This window comes from Vogesella lacus (genome assembly GCF_979366295.1).
In genome coordinates this window covers 138,811-155,961 of sequence record NZ_CEETQT010000007.1, presented here as the reverse complement: position 1 = coordinate 155,961, position 17,151 = coordinate 138,811, and the positions used below count along the sequence as shown (strand labels likewise).

The window sequence follows — 17,151 nt, the reverse complement described above, 5'->3', positions numbered from 1 at the left end:
AATGGCAGGCCATTACCCAAAGAGAGGAAAGGCCTGCCAAATCAGGGTCAAACGTTGTGATATTGGCGCGACAGCTTATGCACGGCAGCGACCAGGGCGGCAGCGTGTTCCGGATTGGCATGCTGGGAAATGCCATGCCCCAGATTAAACACATGGCCGGAACCTGCACCATAAGCAGCCAGGATGCGACCAGCTTCGGCTTCGATCGACGCTGGCGTACCGAACAGCGCCTGCGGATCGAAGTTGCCCTGCAGCGCAACCTTGTCACCGACACGAGCGCGAGCTTGGCCGATATCGGTGGTCCAGTCGAGGCCGACGCAATCGGCACCGATCGCAGCAATCTCTTCCAGCCACTGGCCACCGTTCTTGGTGAACACGATTACCGGCACACGACGGCCATCGGCTTCGCGCTTGAGGCCGGCAACGATGCGCTGCATGTAAGCGAGCGAGAATTCCTTGTATGCAGCATGGCTCAGCGCACCGCCCCAGGTATCAAAGATCTGCACGGCTTGTGCGCCGGCATCGATCTGCGCATTCAGGTAGGCGATCACCGATTGTGCGGTCACATCCAGGATGTGGTGCAGCAGATCCGGACGACCGTACAGCATGGCCTTCACGTGACGGAAATCATCCGAACCGCCACCTTCGATCATGTAGCAGGCCAGAGTGAACGGGCTGCCGGAAAAGCCGATCAGCGGCACGCGGCCATCCAGTGCCTTGCGGATGCTGGAGACGGCATCAAACACGTATTGCAGCTTTTCCATCGGCGCCACTTGCAATGCCTTAGCCGCTGCTTCGTCACGCAGATTGCGCTCGAATTTCGGACCTTCGCCTTCGGCAAAGTACAGGCCCAGACCCATGGCGTCCGGCACCGTCAGGATGTCTGAGAACAGGATTGCCGCATCCAGAGGAAAACGCTCCAGCGGCTGCAGCGTTACTTCGGTTGCGTAGTCCGGGCTGGTGCACAGGCCCATGAAGCTGCCGGCGCGTGCGCGGGTGGCGCGGTACTCAGGCAGGTAGCGACCGGCCTGGCGCATCATCCAGATCGGGGTGTATTCAACCGGCTGCTTCAGCAGCGCGCGCAGGAAGGTATCGTTTTTCAGCTGGGTCATGTCAGGGTCCGACGATAAAAGGTTGGCCGCATTATACCTGCGCAAATCCCGCTGTGCTTTGATCTGGGCAAAACCTGGCCAAAACCGCCAGGTGATACAGCGGCAATCAAAATCAGCCGGTTTGTCGATGCTCGGTAAAACTCAGGCAAAAAAAAGCCTCCCCGTCTCTGGGGAGGCAACACCCGTGTCGTACCTGCAAGGTTCCAAGATGGAACGCGCAGCCTGAGCTGCTCTTGAAGAACTGTCCGAACCATTTCCAGGCGAGCCACTAATATGATGTTAGCCCCTCATGAACCTCGCGCGGCCCTGATTAAAACAGTTGTTTGAACTTTACTGACAAGCGCGAGCGCTTGCAACTTTTTTTGCGCCCGCGCGGGGAACTGATGACAGCTTGCGACAGCCTGAGCATGCGCGCCGGCATGCTAGAATGCGGCCAACGTCCGATTGCCGGACAAAATACCGTTTCAAACAATAAGCAGTAGCGCATTACAGGATGTGGAATGAGTTTTAAAGCCAGTGACTCCCTGACAGAACAGATCGCCCAGTTTCTGGGTAACCAGATCATTATCGGCACCATGCAAGCCGGGGAGCGCATACAGGAGTTGCGCATTGCCGCCGAACTTGATGTCAGCCGCGGCTCGGTACGCGAAGCGCTGCTGATCCTGCAACGCCGCCACCTGGTAGAAATCTACCCGCGCCGCGGTGCCATCGTCGCCAGCATGACTACACGTGACGTCAGCGAATTTTTTGATCTGTGGTTCGTCCTGCTAGAGCAGTCGGTCTGCAAACTGGCCAGCAACTGGCAAAATGATGATCTTGCCACCTTCTTTGACCTGATGACCCAGTTGGGCGAATGCCAGCGCAAGGAAGATCTCGACGGTTTTTACCAACACGGCGTGCGTTTTCTGTCGGCGCTGTATCAGCATGCCGGCAATCGCTACCTGAGCCAGACGCTGAACGACTTGCTGCCGCTATCGCAACGCTGCCTGTTTGCCATCCTGCGTGCAGGCAAAAGCCGCATCGACCAGACTCATGACTTTCTGGAAAAGCTGCTGCAAGCGATCATCGCGCGGGATCTGCCGCAACTGCATGCCATGATCCGGCAATTCGGTCAGGAATACAGCAAGCTGGCTCAGCTGTCGGTGGCAGCCCTGTCTGACAAGGGCGGGCAAGATATCTGAGCAAACTGGCGCGAGCCGCCGGAAGCGGTAAAAAAGCACCGTCAAACGGTGCTTTTTTACTTTAGTCACGACAGCCAACGATCAGCGCTTGCGCTGGTAGTCGACAAAGCGATAGCGCAAGCCATTGGCCGCCGTCTGCCACTCGCCTTCTGTCGGCTGCCATTCTTCAGCCGGGAAAGCCGGGAAACGCGCATCACCGGCGACAGCCAGATCAATATGTGTCAGGCAAAGGCGATCCGCCAAGGGCAAAGCCTGGCGGTAGATTTCGGCACCACCGACAATGCACACCTCTTCAAGGTTGGCCGCAAGCGCCAGCGCGTCTGGCAAGGAGTGCACCACGGTGACGCCCTCATGCTGCCAGTCAGCCTGACGCGTAATCACGATATTCTGCCGGCCAGGCAAAGGACGGCCAATAGAATCAAAAGTCTTGCGGCCCATGATGACGGGCTTGCCCAGCGTCGTGGCCTTGAAATGCTTGAGATCCTCCGGCAGATGCCAGGGCATGGCATTATCCAGACCAATCACATTGTCTTGCGCCATAGCGGCGACCAGCGTCATCGTCGTCATACCGCCACCTCCGCCTTGATGTGCGGATGCGGATCGTAGCCCTCAAGGATGAAGTCCTCAAAGCGGAAGGCAAACAGATCGCTCACCTCAGGGTTCAGCTTCATCTGTGGCAACGGTCGGCAGTCACGGCTCAACTGCAAGCGGGTCTGCTCCAGATGATTGCTGTACAGATGCGCGTCCCCCAGTGTATGCACGAAGTCACCCGGCTTCAGGCCGCACACCTGCGCCACCATCATGGTCAGCAAGGCGTAGCTGGCAATATTGAATGGCACGCCAAGGAAAATATCAGCCGAACGCTGGTACAGCTGACAGGACAACTTGCCGTCGGCGACATAGAACTGGAACAGGCTGTGACACGGCGGCAGTGCCATTTCATCGACCAGCGCCGGATTCCACGCCGATACGATCAGGCGGCGCGAGTCCGGATTACGCTTGATCATCTCCAGCACATTGCTGATCTGGTCGATATGGCGACCGTCAGGCGCCGGCCAGCTGCGCCACTGGTAGCCATAAACCGGGCCAAGATCACCATTCTCGTCAGCCCACTCGTCCCAGATCGACACGCCGTTTTCTTTCAGATAACGGATATTGGTATCCCCGGTCAGAAACCACAGCAGCTCGTGAATGATCGAGCGCAGATGCAGTTTCTTGGTGGTCACCAACGGAAAACCTTCGGACAGGTCAAAGCGCATCTGGTAGCCGAATACCGAACGGGTACCGGTGCCGGTACGGTCCGACTTGTCGACGCCGTGCGTCAGCACATGCTGCATCAGCTCATGGTACTGTTTCATCTTTGCTCCCCATCACTAAACCGCCCGATTCTACTATAAAGATCCGCCGGCTTTAGGCTAACATCGGCAAGATCCCCTCAACCCGCCCCGAGAGAGTGCCTGCTGCATGGCTGAAGATTCGGATAAAGAAGATCGCACGGAAGCCCCCTCGGGGCGAAAACTGGAGCAAGCCCGTCAGGAGGGCAATGTTCCGCGATCGCGCGAACTGGCCACTTTTGCCGTCACCATGGCCGGCGTCGCCTTGCTGATCTCCATCGGAGCCCAGGTCTTTGCCGGCCTCAAGCAAAGCATGCGCTACTGGCTGAGTTTCGATCAGGAACGGCTCAAAGACCCGATGGAGATCATGGTCGAGTTTCGCCAGAGCCTGTTCGACATCACCGTCGAACTTGCGCCGATACTTGGCGGGCTGTTTCTGGTAGCACTGCTGACCCCCTTGCTGATTGGCGGCTGGAACTTCACCAGCAAGGGCTTCATGCCCAATTTTGGCAAACTGAATCCGCTGAATGGCATCAAGCGCCTGTTTTCTGTCGATGCCGCCACCGAAGGACTCAAGGCCATCCTGAAGAGCGGGCTGATCGGCGGCGTGGCCACCTGGGTAATCTGGAGCGAGCGCGACGAGCTGATCGGCCTGGTGCGCATGCCGCTGGATGCCGGCCTGCTGAAGCTGGCTGATCTGATGGAGCATACCTTTCTGATTGTGGTCGGCTCCATGTTGCTGCTGGTGGTCATCGATGTGCCCTTCCAGTTATGGCAATACACCCGCAATCTGCGCATGACCAAAGAAGAGGTCAAAAAAGAATTCAAGGAGCAGGAAGGCTCGCCCGAAGTCAAAGGCCGTATCCGTCAGCTGCAACGCGAAGCGGCGCGCCGGCGCATGATGCAGGAAGTCCCCGGCGCCAGCGTCATTGTCACCAACCCGACCCACTACGCGGTGGCTATCAAATATGAAGACAAGATGGGTGCGCCCGTCATGGTCGCCAAAGGCACCCTGAAGCTGGCCGAGAAGATCATCCAGATGGGCGAGGAAAACAAGGTCACCATCCTGCGCACGCCAAGTTATGCCCGTGCGCTGTATTTCAATATGGAACCCGGCGACGAGATCCCGGCCAACCTTTATACCGCCACCGCCCAGGTACTCGCTTACATTCATCAACTCAAGCATTTCGAGCAACACGGCGGCATGGCGCCGATCTTCCCCGAACAGCTGGAAGTCCCGCCCGAGCTTGACCCGGAAAGCAAACGACAGCAACATAGCCCGCCAAAAACCACATAGCGAATGCCAAAACAATAACGCATGGATGCCCTGCTGAATCTATTCAAAAAAATAGACATCAACACGCTGGCAGGACCGGTTCTCATCATCCTGGTATTGGCCATGATGGTGTTACCGCTCCCGCCCGTGGTGCTGGACATCTTTTTTACCTTCAATATTGCCGTCTCCATCATCGTGCTGATGGTGGGGATCAACACGCGCGAGCCGCTCGAGTTCTCCTCCTTCCCCTCGGTATTGCTGATCACCACCCTGCTGCGGCTGTCGCTGAACGTCGCCAGTAGCCGAGTAATCCTGATGGATGGCCACACCGGGCCCGGGGCAGCCGGCGCGGTGATCGAATCGTTTGCCCACTTCCTGATCGGCGATAACGTCGCCATCGGTATCGTGGTCTTCGTGATCCTGACCATCATCAACTTTGTGGTCATCACCAAGGGTGCCGGCCGTATTGCCGAAGTCTCGGCTCGTTTCACACTGGATGCGATGCCCGGCAAGCAGATGGCGATTGATGCCGACCTGAACGCCGGCCTGATCGGCGAAGAAGAAGCGCGCACCCGCCGCAGCAAGATTACCGAAGAGGCCAACTTCTTCGGTGCGATGGACGGTGCCTCCAAATTCGTTCGTGGCGATGCGGTTGCCGGCATCATGATCATCGTGATCAACATTGTCGGCGGCCTGATCATCGGTATCCTGCAGCACGATCTGCCGCTGGCCGATGCTGCACATACCTATACCCTGCTGACCATCGGCGACGGTCTGGTTGCCCAGATTCCGGCGCTGATCATCTCGACCGCCGCCGGTATGGTGGTATCGCGCGTCGGTACCGAAAAAGGCCTGTCGGAGCAGCTGCTTGGCCAGCTGTTTACCAATCCTTCGGTCATGTATCTGACGGCCGCCGTCATCGGCATGCTGGGCCTGATTCCAAACATGCCGCATGCGGCCTTCCTGACCTTTGCAGCCATTCTGGCCGGCACCGCGCGCTGGCTGGAAAAGCGTGCCATTGCCAAGCAAGGCCAACCCGTCGAAGCCGCCCCGCCGCCAGTTCTGCCCGATCAACCGCTGGCCGAGGTCAGCTGGAAAGACGTACAGCCGGTGGACGCACTGGGGCTGGAGGTCGGCTATCGCCTGATTCCGCTGGTAGACCGCGACCAGGATGGCGAGCTGCTGCGCCGCATTCGCGGCATCCGCAAGAAAATGGCACAGGAACTGGGCTTTCTGGTGCCGCCGGTACATATCCGTGACAACCTGGAAATCCGCCCGAATGCCTATCGCATCCTGCTCAAAGGTGTAGAAATCGGTCAGGGCGAAGCCTATGTCGGCCAGTTCATGGCGATCAATCCCGGACAAGTCAGCGGCGATCTGCCCGGCACGCCAACCACCGACCCGGCCTTCGGCCTGCCCGCCATCTGGGTCGATGCGGCCAACCGTGAACAGGCACAGACCCTAGGCTATACCGTGGTTGACTCCAGCACCGTCGTCGCCACCCACCTGTCCAATCTGCTGCAGACCTATGCCGCCGAGCTGCTGGGCCGCGAAGAAGTCCAGGCACTGATCGACCATCAGGCCAAGGATGCGCCAAAACTTATCGAGGATCTGGTGCCCAAGGTGGTGGCCATCGGTACCCTGCAGAAGGTGCTGCAGCAGCTGCTGACCGAAGGTATCCATCTGCGCGATTTCCGCACCATCATCGAAACGCTGGCCGACCACGTCGGCATTACCCAGGATATCGACGAGCTGACCAGCGCCGTGCGCACAGCACTGTCACGCGCCATCGTGCAGCAACTGTTCCCCGGCGAGCAGGAACTGCCGCTGATGACGCTGGATCCGCAGCTCGAGGGCATCCTGATGCAGGCGGTTCAGAGCAAAGGGGGCGGACTGGAACCCGGCCTCGCCGAAAATCTGCTGGCCAATGCTGCCGCACAATCGGAGCAAGTCGAGAATCAGGGTTACAACCCCGTCTTGCTGACACCGCCGGCATTACGCCCACTTCTGGCACGCTTTCTGCGTAGGGCACTACCCCAATTACGCGTGATTTCGCATAATGAGATACCGGATAGCAAATCCATTCGTATAATTGCGGTGATCGGGGGGAGCAAAGGCTAAAGAATGGTAGTCAGAAAGTTCTACGGCAAAACAACACGGGACGCATTGCGCCAGGTTCGTGAAGAACTTGGCGCTGATGCATTGATCCTGTCCAACCGCCCGACACCGGGCGGCGGGGTAGAGATCATGGCCGTGGCGGATGCCGATGTTTCTGCACTGGCCACCACGCTGAATCCGCCCGCCCAGCCCAAGCATCCGCCGCGCAGCGCCCAGGCGCAGGTACAGGCACAAGCCCACACGGCAGCGCCAGCACCGCAGGCCAGTGCCAGTGTCAACCGCGCACTGGCACGTACCTATGCCATGCCGGTAGAGCCGCTGGAAGCACCAGAGCCGCCACCCGCACCGCCGCCAGCGCCGCGTCCGGCCCGAAACGAGCCAAGGCCCTTCCTGGATCACGTTCGTCAGAGTGCGCCGCCTCCTGCCCCTGAACCACGGCCAGCAGCGGCAAGCGCTAGCGCGCAAGCCAGACCTGCGGCCAACGCCAAGCCTGCGCCGGCACAAGTACCTCCCGCGCATGATGCCGAACGCGAACAGATGGCGCAGGAGCTCAAGCAGATCGGCGACGAAATCAAGCAATTGCGCAGCCTGCTGCAAAGCCAGCTGGCCGGCTTTGCCTGGTCGGACATGGAGCACAAGACGCCGAATCGCACCGAGCTGTTCCGCCATTTGCTGACAGCCGGCTTCAGCGCGACCCTGATTCGCCAACTCACGCAAAAACTGCCGCCACAATACGAGGGCGAGGTTGCGCAAAAATGGGCACGCTCGGCGCTGATCCACAATCTCAAGTGCATGGACCCGCAACACGATCCGATCGAACGCGGCGGCATTTACGCCCTGGTCGGCCCGACCGGTGTCGGCAAGACCACCACTGTTGCCAAGTTGGCCGCAAGGGCTACCATGCGCCACGGTGCGCAGAATGTCGCGCTGATTACCACCGATACCTATCGTATCGGCGCGCAGGACCAGCTGCGCATTTACGGCAAAATTCTCGGCGTGCCGGTGTTTTCGGTACAGAACGAAGGCGATCTGCAGCTGACACTGGCCGACCTCTACAGCCGCAAGATCATCCTGATCGACACCGTCGGCATGAGCCAGCGTGATGCCCGCGTGCAGGCGCAGCTGGAAATGTTCAGTCAGACCGGCCGGCCGGTGGAGCGACTGCTGCTGCTCGCGGCCAACGCAGACGGCCATACCCTTGAAGACGTGGTGCGCCACTATCGTGGCGATGGTCTGGCCGGGGCCATCATTTCCAAGATTGACGAAGCACTGGCGCTGGGGCCGGGGCTGGACGTGGTGATACGCCACCGCCTGCGCCTGTTCTACGTCACCAATGGCCAGCGCGTGCCGGAAGACATTCACGCTGCCCATGCCGAGCTGCTGATCGATCGCGCCATGCGCGCTGCACTGCAAAACTCGCCGTTCAATGCCGACGGCCAGGGCGAAGCCGCCATTCTGAGTGCCGCCCAGTCCGGATGGCTGTCATGAGTCTGTTTGACCAGGCTGCCAGCCTGCGGCAGCAAATTGCCCTGCCCTATCCGCCATCGTTCGCCTTTTTCGGTGCCGAAGGCAGCGGACGCAGCACGGTCAGCGGAGAACTTGCCTCCGCCTTGGCCTTGCTCAAACATCGCCCCTTGCTGGTCGAGCATAATGCCGGCCAAGGTCTGGCCAGACGACTCGGCCTGCCTGCCGCCGGCACACTGGCCAATATCAATATCAGCCTTGGCGATCTGGCCGAGCTGCTGGTCAGCAACCGTCACGGCATGAGCCTGATCAACCTGACCGCCAGCGTCGAAGAAAGAACCCGGCTGTCGCCACGCATCTGGCGCCGGCTGATTACCGAATTTGCCCTGGTCGAGCATGATGCCTCGATGATGTTGCTGGATACCCCGCCGCTGGCGGAGGATCCGGCCCCCTGTTGCATTGCCGATAATCTGGTACTGGTGATTTCATCGGCAGCCGACAGCCTGACCGGTGGCTATGCCATGCTGAAAAAGCTGGCACACGAATACGCCCAGCGCCGCTTCAATGTGCTGGTCAATGCTGCGGCCAACTTTGACGAGGCGCAGTCGGTGTTTTATCGCCTGCAGAGTGTGGCCGGTGACTATCTGAACGTGGGCTTGCGTTGGGTAGGCTTCGTGCCGGACGACAACACCATACGCAAAAGCCAGACCTTGCGACGACCCGTAGTCGAGGCCTTTCCCGACAGCGATGCCGCCCAGGCCTTCATGCAACTGGCAGCCCTGCTGCCGCAATGGCACACTGCCGACACAGCGATGCCGCGAGGCAGCTATCTGGAGCAGCTACTGATGACAAGCAAGGCGCTTGCAGATTTGACAGGTAACTAGACATGCCGGCACCACCAAAATGGCAAGCCTACCAGCAGCACCGGCCAAGCCATGAGATCGACATTACCGCCTACGCGCCGCTGGTGAAAAAGCTGGCCAGCATGATGATTGCGCGCCTGCCTGCCAGTGTCGACATCAACGACCTGATCCAGGTCGGCACCATCGGCCTGATCGAGGCTGCCCGCCAGTTCGACCAGAACCAGGGCGTGCAATTCGAAACTTTTGCCAGCCAGCGCATTCGCGGTGCCATGCTCGACGAGCTGCGCCGCGAAGACTGGCTGCCACGCCAGACCCGTCGCAATCTGCGCCAGATCGAATCGACCATCCACAAGCTCGAGCACGACTTTGGCCGTCCGCCGTCCGAGAGCGAGATCGCCGAAGCCATGCAGCTGCCGCTGCCCGAGTACCAGAGCATGCTGTCCGAGTGCAAAGGCATCTGCCTCGTGCACTTCGAAGACTTTCACGGCGATGATGAAGGCCACAGCAATCCGGTCGACAACATCATGGACGAGAATCTGGCCAGCCCGCTGGAACAGCTGTCTGATGACGGCTTCCGCTCGGCCCTCGTCGATGCAATCAAGCTGCTGCCCGAGCGCGACCAGCTGGTGATGAGCCTGTACTACGAACAGGATCTCAACCTCAAGGAAATCGGCGCCGTACTAGGCGTCTCCGAATCCCGCGTCTCGCAACTGCATAGCCAGGCCATTGCACGCCTGCGCTCGCGCTTGCGCGAGTGGACCTGAGCGGCGAGGGGAAAGCCACATTGGACAAGATCAGCATCATTGCCATCATCGGCGGCCTGACCGCCATTCTTGCCGGCCAGGCACTCGAAGGCGGCCATATCGGCTCGCTGCTGCAAGTTACCGCATTTCTGATTGTCATCGGCGGCACCGCCAGTGCCGTCATGCTGCAATGCACGCCCAAGCAGTTCATCAACGGCATCAAGATGGCCGGCTGGATTTTCAAGCCGCCACAGTACGAACATGAAAAACTGATCCGCGACATCGTCGGCTGGAGTCAGGCCGCCCGCCGTGGTGGCTTTCTGGCGCTGGAAGGCTTCATCAATCTGCAGAAAGACCCTTTTGTCAAAAAAGGTCTGCAGATGCTGGTGGATGGTGCCGAGCCGCAAGTCATCCGCGATGTGCTTGAAACCGAAATCGACATGAACGAGCAGGCACGCAAGCAATCGGCCAAAATCTGGGAAGCCGCCGGCGGCTATTCGCCGACCATGGGCATCCTCGGTGCCGTGCTGGGCCTGATTCATGTAATGGAAAACCTGTCCGACCCGTCCAAACTCGGTGGCGGTATTGCGGTGGCCTTTGTCGCGACCGTCTACGGCGTCGGCGTGGCCAACCTGCTGTTCCTGCCGATGGCCAACAAGCTGAAAAACCTGATCATGCTGGAAAGCAATATCAAGGAGCTGACCGTCGAAGGGCTGATCGCGATTGCCAACGGCGAAAACCCGCGCATCATCGAGGCGCGCCTGCGCAGCTTTACCGCCCTCGCCTGATCACCACGACACGCCAACAACAAGGCCAGCCGACAGGCTGGCCTTGTCACATGCGGCATCCGCTATCTCAGCCAGCCACTGCCGATATCTGCCAGCAGCCAGCTATTCCCCTCTCGCCGGAACTGCAAACGCAGTTCCAGCCAGCGATCATCCCCGCTTCTTTTCTCCAGCGTCCACAGCACTTTCCCCTTGGCCGGTACGATGGCATAGCAATCGCCACCGCCCTTCAACAGCAAGGTGAAGCCATCCTGTTGATCATCTGCGGCATCGACAAAACTTTGCAGGGTGTAGTTATCAGGAAATGCCGGGCACAAACAGACAAAGCGGGCACCGCTATCCAGCAGGTTCTTGCGCCACCAGCGCAAGCGGGTAAACACGACCGGCATGCACTGCACCTGAATGGCTTCATCACCATGCAGCACAAAGTCGCGAAAACGCAGCCACGCTGATTCGCCTGCGGCCAACATTACCGACTCCTGCCAGATGGCATCCTTCGCCGCGGCAGACAGCTGTCGACGATCGTGCCAGGCGGCCAGCAGATACCAGACAGTCAGACCGGCAATCGGTAGCAGCCAGAACAAGGCCACACTCTCCAGCCACCAGCCCAGCACTATCCCCGCCAGCAGCCATGCGGCCAACACCGGCAACAGATAGCGCTTTGCCGTCATCGCGATTGTCAGGGTCTTAATCGCCGAAGCCATGGCTATCCTTCTGTCGCAGCGTCATCACAATGCGGCCAGTGCCAGCCACTGCTGCGGTGTATCCAGCAGATGATCGGGTGCGTAGTGCTGCAGCTCCTCCTCGCTGCCATAGCCCCAGCGCACCGCGCAGCAGGCCAGGCCATTCTCGCGGGCGGCAATCAGGTCATGCTTGCGATCGCCTATCATCAGCGCCTGCCCATCTATCAACCCCTCGCGCAGCAAATCGGCCAGCTGGCTGCCCTTGCGAATACCGACATCGCCGCCGCTGACAAAGGCAAAATACTGGCGAAGGCCGAACAGGCTGAGAATGGCCTCGGCAAAATCGGCGCGCTTGCTGGTACACAGCCCCATGTGCACCCCGCTGGCAGCCAGGCTGGCCAGCGTTTCAGCCACTTGCGGATAGAGCGTATTTTCGGCGTAGCCAAGCCGCGCATAACGCTCGCGATAGCTGCTCAATACGCTCAGCTGGCGCGCCGGATCGGCAGCCGGTAACAGCTGCGCTATCGTTTCATCCAGCGGCGGCCCGATGCGCGAGCACAGCTCGGCCCGTTCACGCTCCGGCTCGCCATGCTCGCGCAAGGCATGATTGAGGCAAAGCATGAAGCCCTCGAGCGGATCGCTCAAGGTTCCATCCAGATCAAACACCAGCGTGCTGTACTTTTGCATTCACTCCCCCATCACCTGCTGATACAAAAAAGGTTGGCCGCATATTGCGGCCAACCTTTTGCTCCAATCAACGCCTCACGGCTCAGTACACCAGACCCATGGCCTGACGCACATCATCCATCGTCGCGCGGGCAACCTTCTCGGCGCGGGCATTGCCCTCGTTGAGAATCTCGGTCACCAGTTTCGGGTTGGACAGATACTTCTCGGCACGCTCGAACATCGGCTGCTGCTCGCGCACCACGGCGTCGATCACCGGTTGCTTGCAGTCCAGACAGCCGATGCCGGCGCTGCTACAGCCGGCCTTCACCCATTCCTTGGTCTCGCCGCTGCTGTATACCTCGTGCAGCTGCCATACCGGGCACTTGGCCGGATTGCCCGGATCGGTGCGGCGCACACGCGCCGGGTCGGTCGGCATGGCGCGGATTTTCTTCGATACCGCTTCCGGCGCTTCGCGCATGGTGATGGTGTTGCCGTAAGACTTGGACATCTTCTGGCCATCGAGACCCGGCATCTTGGAGGCGGCAGTCAGCTTGGCTTCGCACTCCGGCAGGATGGTCTTGCCCTTGTTTTCCAGCCAGCCCATCAGGCGCTCGCGGTCAGCGCCACCAAGGTTCTGGCTCATGGCCAGGATTTCGCGTGCCTTTTCCAGTGCCTCGACATTGCCGTCCTGCAGATAGGCGGTGCGCAGTTGCTCGAATTGCTTGCCGGCCTTGCCGATTTTCTTGACGGCGGCCTTGGCCAGCTCTTCGAAATTCGGCTCGCGACCAAACATGTGGTTGAAGCGGCGTGCCACTTCACGGGTCAGTTCGATATGCGGCACCTGGTCTTCGCCCACCGGCACGAGGCCAGCCTTGTAGATCAGGATGTCGGCCGCCTGCAACAACGGATAGCCAAGGAAGCCATAGGTAGTCAGATCCTTGTGGCTGAGCTTTTCCATCTGGTCCTTGTAGGTCGGCACCCGTTCCAGCCAGCCCAGCGGCGTCACCATCGAGAAGGCCAGATGCAGTTCGGCATGCTGCGGCACGCGCGACTGCACGAAAATGGTGGCCTGTTCCGGATCGACACCCGAGGCCAGCCAGTCGATCACCATCTCGTGGATGGATTTGCCGATGATGGACACGTCGTCAAAGTTGGTGGTCAGCGCATGCCAGTCGGCCACCATGAAGAAGCACTCGTGGCTGCTTTGCAGCTCGACCCAGTTCTTGATCACGCCATGATAGTGGCCAAGGTGCAGGCTGCCGGTTGGGCGCATGCCGGAGAGGATACGGTTGGCAAACATGTAAGGGTTCCGAAAAGGTTATTCCGGCTCAGACCAGCAGGCCGAGCAGGTCGTACACAAGATTGATGAAGGGTCGCAAGATCGGTGACAACAGGCCGGTAAACACCAGCGCCAGCAAAATCCACATGCCGTAAGGCTCGATACGCGAAAAGCTGTAGGCCAGCCGCGGCGGCAGGAAGCTCTCGAGAATGCGGCCGCCATCCAGCGGCAACAGCGGCATCAGGTTCAGCACCATCAACACCACATTGATGCTGATGCCGGCCTGGCTCATCAGTGCCAGCGGCCGGGTGTAATCGTTGTCCATGGTGATGGCGAGCTTGAACAACAACACCCACATCACGGCCATGACGAAGTTGGCCGCAGGACCAGCCGCCGAGACCCAGCGCATGCCGCGGCGCGGATCACGCAAGGCGCCGACATTGACCGGCACCGGCTTGGCCCAGCCAAACAGGAAGCCACCCAGCGTCACCGCGATCAGCGGCAGCACGATGGTGCCGAGCGGGTCGATATGCTTGATCGGGTTCAGTGTTACCCGCCCCAGCATATAGGCGGTCTTGTCGCCAAAAATCTTGGCAGCATACGCATGCGCCGCCTCGTGCAGGGTAATCGCCAGCAGCACCGGCAAGGCATACACCGAGATTTTCTGGATCAGATTGAGCTCTTCCAATGTTTTTCCTTTGTCACAGGCCAAGAATGGCAGCGTCGCCCTTGCCGCGCCGGATCAATTCGACACCGTCAGTCATGTCGACCACCGTGGTCGGCTCGGTACCACACCAGCCACCATCGATCACCAGCTCGACCGCGTGTTCCAGCCGTTCGCGGATTTCATACGGGTCAGTCAGCGGCTCTTCGTCACCCGGCAATTGCAGGGTACAGGACAAGATGGGTTCGCCCAGCTCTTCCAGCAAGGCCAGCGTAACCGGATGATCAGGCACGCGCAGACCAATGGTGGCGCGCTTCGGATGCAGGGTGCGCTTGGGCACCTCGCGGCTGGCCTGCAGAATAAAGGTAAAACTGCCCGGCGTCGCCGCCTTCAGCATGCGGTACTGCGCATTATCAACCTTGGCGTAATTGGCCAATTCCGACAGATTGGCGCACACCAGAGTCAGGTGGCGCTTGAGATCGATCTGGCGGATCGCCAGCAGCCGCTCCATCGCCTGCTTGTCACCCAAGTGGCAGCCAAGCGCGTAACAGGAGTCGGTCGGATACACGACCACCCCGCCATCCCGAATGATCTTGGCCGCCTCGCGTATCAGCCGCGCCTGCGGGTTTTCCGGATGAATCATGAAGAACTGCGACATGCGAGCTCCTGTACGTTGGCCGCAGGACGATGGATGCGCGCCTGCAGCGCGTCCCACACCGGCTGGCAGATCGGCGGCAAGGGCTGGGTGCTGCCGACATCGCGGCCACCCTCGCCCGGGGCGTGAAAATCGCTGCCGGCGCTGGCCAGCAAGCCATGTTTTTGCGCAAACAGCGCAAAGCGCAGGCTGTCGTCCAGGCTATGACTGCCGCTGACGACCTCGACCCCCTCACCACCGGCGGCCTTGAAATCGGTAAACAACCGCTCAAGCAAGGTGCGGCCCATATCGTAGCGCCCCGGATGGGCGACGACGGCAATGCCGCCCGCCGCGCGGATCCAGCCAACGGCTTCTTCCAGGCTTGCCCACTCGTGCGGCACATAGCCGGGTTTGCCGGTCGTCAGATATTTGCGGAATACGGTTTTGACATCCTTGACCTGGCCGCTTTGCACCAGAAAACGCGCAAAGTGGGTGCGGCCAACCATCTCGGGGTTGGCCGCAAAGCCCATTGCGCCATCAAACGCCCCGTGGATGCCGACCTTCTCCAGCGAGGCCGACATCTGCCGCGCACGCTCGACCCGTCCGTCGCGGATGGACTTGAGTCCAGCGGCCAGCGTCGGCTCGTCCGGGGCTATGCCCAGGCCAACGATGTGCACGGTATGGCTGCGGCCCCAGCTGACCGAGATCTCGACACCGTCGAGAAAGGCTACACCGGCCGCCAGGGCCGTTGCCCGCGCCTCGGCAAGGCCGGCAGTGCAGTCGTGATCGGTCAGCGACAACAAGGTGGCGCCACGTTCGGCCGCGCGGCGGATCACCTCGGCCGGTGGCAGACCGCCATCAGAAGCCGTCGAGTGAAAGTGCAGATCGATGCTGTTCATTGCCCTGCCTTTGCCTGACGCTGTGCTTCACGCAGCTGCCAGGCCGCCAGTTTCTCGCGATACTCGATCAGCGCCGAATCATAGAAATCCCAGACGCAGGGCTGGCAACCACTATGACAGCAGGCGTTGTCATCCGGCACTTCGGGCTTTTCCGGCTCCGGGTCGAATTCGTCGTCCCAGGCCGGCTCGGCCGGCAGTGGCGTCAACGTGCTCATGCTGCCGCTACCACGCGAATCTCGAAGCCCTCGCCCGATACGATCTGGCCAGCGCGAATCTTGTTGGTCTTGCGCAGCTCAAGCTGACCATCGACAAAGACATTGCCCTCGGCAATGAACAGCTTGGCATGGCCGCCGGTATCCATGATGCCGGTGGTTTTCAACAGGTCACACAGGGCGATGTACTCACCACGCAATTCGAAGGTTTCTTTCATTTTTCACACAGTCTTTTGACAGTCTTGTGAATCCACTGTGGACAAGCAAGACAAGTCTTTGTTTGTAAATATACTTTTTTTGCTGATCATTTTTTGATCAGCCTGCATCCGCTTTCCACACCGCCAAGGGACAGGCTTGTGCACCCCTTGTGGACAACTGCTGCAAGTCATTGCTGCAGCAAGGCTTTTAGCCATTGCTTAAAAAGCAGGCAGTTCCGGCAGACAAGTTTGCAAGGCCGGCCAGGCTGCGGCCAACCTTTGAGTCACGCTGCCCGACAATACCTGGTAATCCACCGCCAGCTCGGCCAGCAAGGCCTGATGCCGGGCAAACAGCATCTCGCGGGCTTGCGGATGCGAACGCAGCGGGTCTGCCTGCCACGGTATATCGGGCTGCATCAACCAGGTCAGCCGGTAGCGGCTGGCATGATCGGCCGCAGACAAGGCTGCCGGCGAGACGCCAAATCCGATTTCGGCCCAGAGGCGGCAAGTCAGCCGCGTGGTATCACACAATAACACGCGGTGCTGTGCTGCCAGCCGTGTCTCAGCCGCCTGCTGGCCGGCGGCAATCGCCAGCACATCATCCAGCGTTGGCCGGTATTCACGGCTCGCGTAATACTCGCGGGCATATTCATCCACCACGGCAACATCGATGCCGGCTTGCTGCAATCGTGCAGCCATGGCCTGACAGAAGGTGGATTTGCCGCTGGACTCGGGGCCGACAAGCGCAATAAGCAAGGGAGAAGACGCAACTGACATGGGCTGAATTATACGCTGCACGGCAGCAATTCAGAAATCACCCACACGCAGCGGGGAAAGTCATGTGAAAGGGCTGTTGGCCAACTATGGACAAGCACAACAAGCCCTTGATGGCAAAAAGACTTTTCAAGGCTGCTCAAAAAACAGTCAGCACTGGCCGCTTATGCACGCCAGTGCTGAACAGGCTTGTGAGCGAGCTGTGGATAAATCAGGCAAAGCACTGATAGTACTGGCCTTTTTTATCAACGCTTAAAAAACAGGCAA

Annotated in this window: 20 protein-coding genes; 8 read left to right on the top strand and 12 right to left on the bottom strand. The window is 59.8% G+C overall.

What is annotated here, in order from left to right; genetic code table 11:
• Positions 1–47: 47 nt before the first annotated feature.
• Entirely contained in the window at positions 48–1,112 is a 1,065-nt protein-coding gene (gene hemE, locus ACZ9W6_RS10750; RefSeq protein ID WP_465191134.1) for a uroporphyrinogen decarboxylase, read from the bottom strand.
• 500 nt (positions 1,113–1,612) lie between these two features.
• Here hemE and ACZ9W6_RS10745 point away from each other — a divergent pair, with 500 nt between their 5' ends.
• Positions 1,613–2,293, top strand: coding sequence for a GntR family transcriptional regulator (locus ACZ9W6_RS10745; RefSeq protein WP_465191133.1), 681 nt, complete (start codon positions 1,613–1,615; stop codon positions 2,291–2,293).
• 81 nt (positions 2,294–2,374) lie between these two features.
• Here the strand turns inward: ACZ9W6_RS10745 and folA are convergent, their stop codons facing one another.
• Together folA and ACZ9W6_RS10735 are read right to left on the bottom strand one after the other, a co-directional pair.
• Positions 2,375–2,860: a type 3 dihydrofolate reductase gene (folA, locus tag ACZ9W6_RS10740; protein WP_465191131.1), complete on the bottom strand. Its 486-nt coding sequence runs from the start codon at positions 2,858–2,860 to the stop codon at positions 2,375–2,377.
• Entirely contained in the window at positions 2,857–3,651 is a 795-nt protein-coding gene (locus ACZ9W6_RS10735) for a thymidylate synthase (protein WP_465191129.1), read from the bottom strand. The genes folA and ACZ9W6_RS10735 overlap by 4 nt, the downstream gene beginning before the upstream one ends.
• Before the next feature lie 106 nt (positions 3,652–3,757).
• Between ACZ9W6_RS10735 and flhB the strand changes: the two genes are divergently transcribed.
• The 6 genes from flhB to ACZ9W6_RS10705 are packed head-to-tail and all read left to right on the top strand — an operon-like array spanning position 3,758 to position 10,879.
• Entirely contained in the window at positions 3,758–4,924 is a 1,167-nt protein-coding gene (flhB, locus tag ACZ9W6_RS10730; RefSeq protein WP_465191128.1) for a flagellar biosynthesis protein FlhB, read from the top strand.
• A gap of 21 nt (positions 4,925–4,945) precedes the next feature.
• The gene (gene flhA / locus ACZ9W6_RS10725) at positions 4,946–7,024 is read left to right on the top strand and encodes a flagellar biosynthesis protein FlhA (protein ID WP_465191127.1); all 2,079 of its coding nucleotides are present in this window, start codon (positions 4,946–4,948) and stop codon (positions 7,022–7,024) included.
• A 3-nt stretch (positions 7,025–7,027) separates the two neighbouring features.
• Entirely contained in the window at positions 7,028–8,509 is a 1,482-nt protein-coding gene (gene flhF / locus ACZ9W6_RS10720; RefSeq protein ID WP_465191126.1) for a flagellar biosynthesis protein FlhF, read from the top strand.
• Entirely contained in the window at positions 8,506–9,369 is an 864-nt protein-coding gene (locus ACZ9W6_RS10715) for a MinD/ParA family ATP-binding protein (protein WP_465191125.1), read from the top strand. Before flhF ends, ACZ9W6_RS10715 begins: the two co-directional genes overlap by 4 nt.
• Before the next feature lie 2 nt (positions 9,370–9,371).
• Entirely contained in the window at positions 9,372–10,112 is a 741-nt protein-coding gene (locus tag ACZ9W6_RS10710; protein ID WP_465191124.1) for an RNA polymerase sigma factor FliA, read from the top strand.
• A 20-nt stretch (positions 10,113–10,132) separates the two neighbouring features.
• Entirely contained in the window at positions 10,133–10,879 is a 747-nt protein-coding gene (locus tag ACZ9W6_RS10705) for a flagellar motor protein (RefSeq protein WP_465191123.1), read from the top strand.
• A 62-nt stretch (positions 10,880–10,941) separates the two neighbouring features.
• Here ACZ9W6_RS10705 and ACZ9W6_RS10700 read toward each other — a convergent pair whose 3' ends face one another.
• From ACZ9W6_RS10700 to ACZ9W6_RS10660, 9 genes are all read right to left on the bottom strand, one after another.
• Positions 10,942–11,580: a hypothetical protein gene (locus ACZ9W6_RS10700; protein ID WP_465191122.1), complete on the bottom strand. Its 639-nt coding sequence runs from the start codon at positions 11,578–11,580 to the stop codon at positions 10,942–10,944.
• 24 nt (positions 11,581–11,604) lie between these two features.
• Positions 11,605–12,246 (bottom strand): HAD family hydrolase, encoded by a 642-nt coding sequence (locus ACZ9W6_RS10695; RefSeq protein ID WP_465191121.1) that lies wholly within the window; start codon positions 12,244–12,246, stop codon positions 11,605–11,607.
• An 82-nt stretch (positions 12,247–12,328) separates the two neighbouring features.
• Positions 12,329–13,525 carry a tryptophan--tRNA ligase gene (locus ACZ9W6_RS10690; RefSeq protein WP_465191119.1) on the bottom strand — a complete coding sequence of 399 codons (1,197 nt, stop codon included), beginning with the start codon at positions 13,523–13,525 and terminating at the stop codon, positions 12,329–12,331.
• 28 nt (positions 13,526–13,553) lie between these two features.
• Positions 13,554–14,192: a site-2 protease family protein gene (locus tag ACZ9W6_RS10685; protein WP_465191118.1), complete on the bottom strand. Its 639-nt coding sequence runs from the start codon at positions 14,190–14,192 to the stop codon at positions 13,554–13,556.
• 13 nt (positions 14,193–14,205) lie between these two features.
• Entirely contained in the window at positions 14,206–14,826 is a 621-nt protein-coding gene (locus tag ACZ9W6_RS10680; RefSeq protein WP_465191117.1) for an L-threonylcarbamoyladenylate synthase, read from the bottom strand.
• The gene (locus tag ACZ9W6_RS10675; protein ID WP_465191116.1) at positions 14,808–15,701 is read right to left on the bottom strand and encodes a 3',5'-nucleoside bisphosphate phosphatase; all 894 of its coding nucleotides are present in this window, start codon (positions 15,699–15,701) and stop codon (positions 14,808–14,810) included. Before ACZ9W6_RS10675 ends, ACZ9W6_RS10680 begins: the two co-directional genes overlap by 19 nt.
• A complete protein-coding gene (locus ACZ9W6_RS10670) occupies positions 15,698–15,916 on the bottom strand; it encodes an oxidoreductase-like domain-containing protein (RefSeq protein WP_465191115.1) in 219 nt (72 codons plus the stop codon). Before ACZ9W6_RS10670 ends, ACZ9W6_RS10675 begins: the two co-directional genes overlap by 4 nt.
• Positions 15,913–16,131: an RNA-binding S4 domain-containing protein gene (locus ACZ9W6_RS10665; RefSeq protein ID WP_465191114.1), complete on the bottom strand. Its 219-nt coding sequence runs from the start codon at positions 16,129–16,131 to the stop codon at positions 15,913–15,915. Before ACZ9W6_RS10665 ends, ACZ9W6_RS10670 begins: the two co-directional genes overlap by 4 nt.
• Positions 16,132–16,329: 198 nt before the next feature.
• Complete coding sequence (locus ACZ9W6_RS10660) at positions 16,330–16,887, bottom strand: AAA family ATPase (protein WP_465191113.1); 558 nt, start codon at positions 16,885–16,887, stop codon at positions 16,330–16,332.
• A gap of 64 nt (positions 16,888–16,951) precedes the next feature.
• Here ACZ9W6_RS10660 and ACZ9W6_RS10655 point away from each other — a divergent pair, with 64 nt between their 5' ends.
• Positions 16,952–17,140, top strand: coding sequence for a hypothetical protein (locus ACZ9W6_RS10655; RefSeq protein ID WP_465191112.1), 189 nt, complete (start codon positions 16,952–16,954; stop codon positions 17,138–17,140).
• Positions 17,141–17,151: the final 11 nt, after the last annotated feature.

Coding starts and splice junctions, on each gene's coding strand:
- ACZ9W6_RS10690 (WP_465191119.1), bottom strand. CDS start 13,525: ATGTTTGCCAACCGTATCCTCTCCGGCATGCGCCCAACCGGCAGCCTG.
- folA (WP_465191131.1), bottom strand. CDS start 2,860: ATGACGACGATGACGCTGGTCGCCGCTATGGCGCAAGACAATGTGATT.
- ACZ9W6_RS10680 (WP_465191117.1), bottom strand. CDS start 14,826: ATGTCGCAGTTCTTCATGATTCATCCGGAAAACCCGCAGGCGCGGCTG.
- ACZ9W6_RS10710 (WP_465191124.1), top strand. CDS start 9,372: ATGCCGGCACCACCAAAATGGCAAGCCTACCAGCAGCACCGGCCAAGC.
- ACZ9W6_RS10745 (WP_465191133.1), top strand. CDS start 1,613: ATGAGTTTTAAAGCCAGTGACTCCCTGACAGAACAGATCGCCCAGTTT.
- flhA (WP_465191127.1), top strand. CDS start 4,946: ATGGATGCCCTGCTGAATCTATTCAAAAAAATAGACATCAACACGCTG.
- hemE (WP_465191134.1), bottom strand. CDS start 1,112: ATGACCCAGCTGAAAAACGATACCTTCCTGCGCGCGCTGCTGAAGCAG.
- ACZ9W6_RS10700 (WP_465191122.1), bottom strand. CDS start 11,580: ATGGCTTCGGCGATTAAGACCCTGACAATCGCGATGACGGCAAAGCGC.
- ACZ9W6_RS10695 (WP_465191121.1), bottom strand. CDS start 12,246: ATGCAAAAGTACAGCACGCTGGTGTTTGATCTGGATGGAACCTTGAGC.
- flhB (WP_465191128.1), top strand. CDS start 3,758: ATGGCTGAAGATTCGGATAAAGAAGATCGCACGGAAGCCCCCTCGGGG.
- ACZ9W6_RS10715 (WP_465191125.1), top strand. CDS start 8,506: ATGAGTCTGTTTGACCAGGCTGCCAGCCTGCGGCAGCAAATTGCCCTG.
- flhF (WP_465191126.1), top strand. CDS start 7,028: ATGGTAGTCAGAAAGTTCTACGGCAAAACAACACGGGACGCATTGCGC.
- ACZ9W6_RS10670 (WP_465191115.1), bottom strand. CDS start 15,916: ATGAGCACGTTGACGCCACTGCCGGCCGAGCCGGCCTGGGACGACGAA.
- ACZ9W6_RS10675 (WP_465191116.1), bottom strand. CDS start 15,701: ATGAACAGCATCGATCTGCACTTTCACTCGACGGCTTCTGATGGCGGT.
- ACZ9W6_RS10735 (WP_465191129.1), bottom strand. CDS start 3,651: ATGAAACAGTACCATGAGCTGATGCAGCATGTGCTGACGCACGGCGTC.
- ACZ9W6_RS10665 (WP_465191114.1), bottom strand. CDS start 16,131: ATGAAAGAAACCTTCGAATTGCGTGGTGAGTACATCGCCCTGTGTGAC.
- ACZ9W6_RS10660 (WP_465191113.1), bottom strand. CDS start 16,887: ATGTCAGTTGCGTCTTCTCCCTTGCTTATTGCGCTTGTCGGCCCCGAG.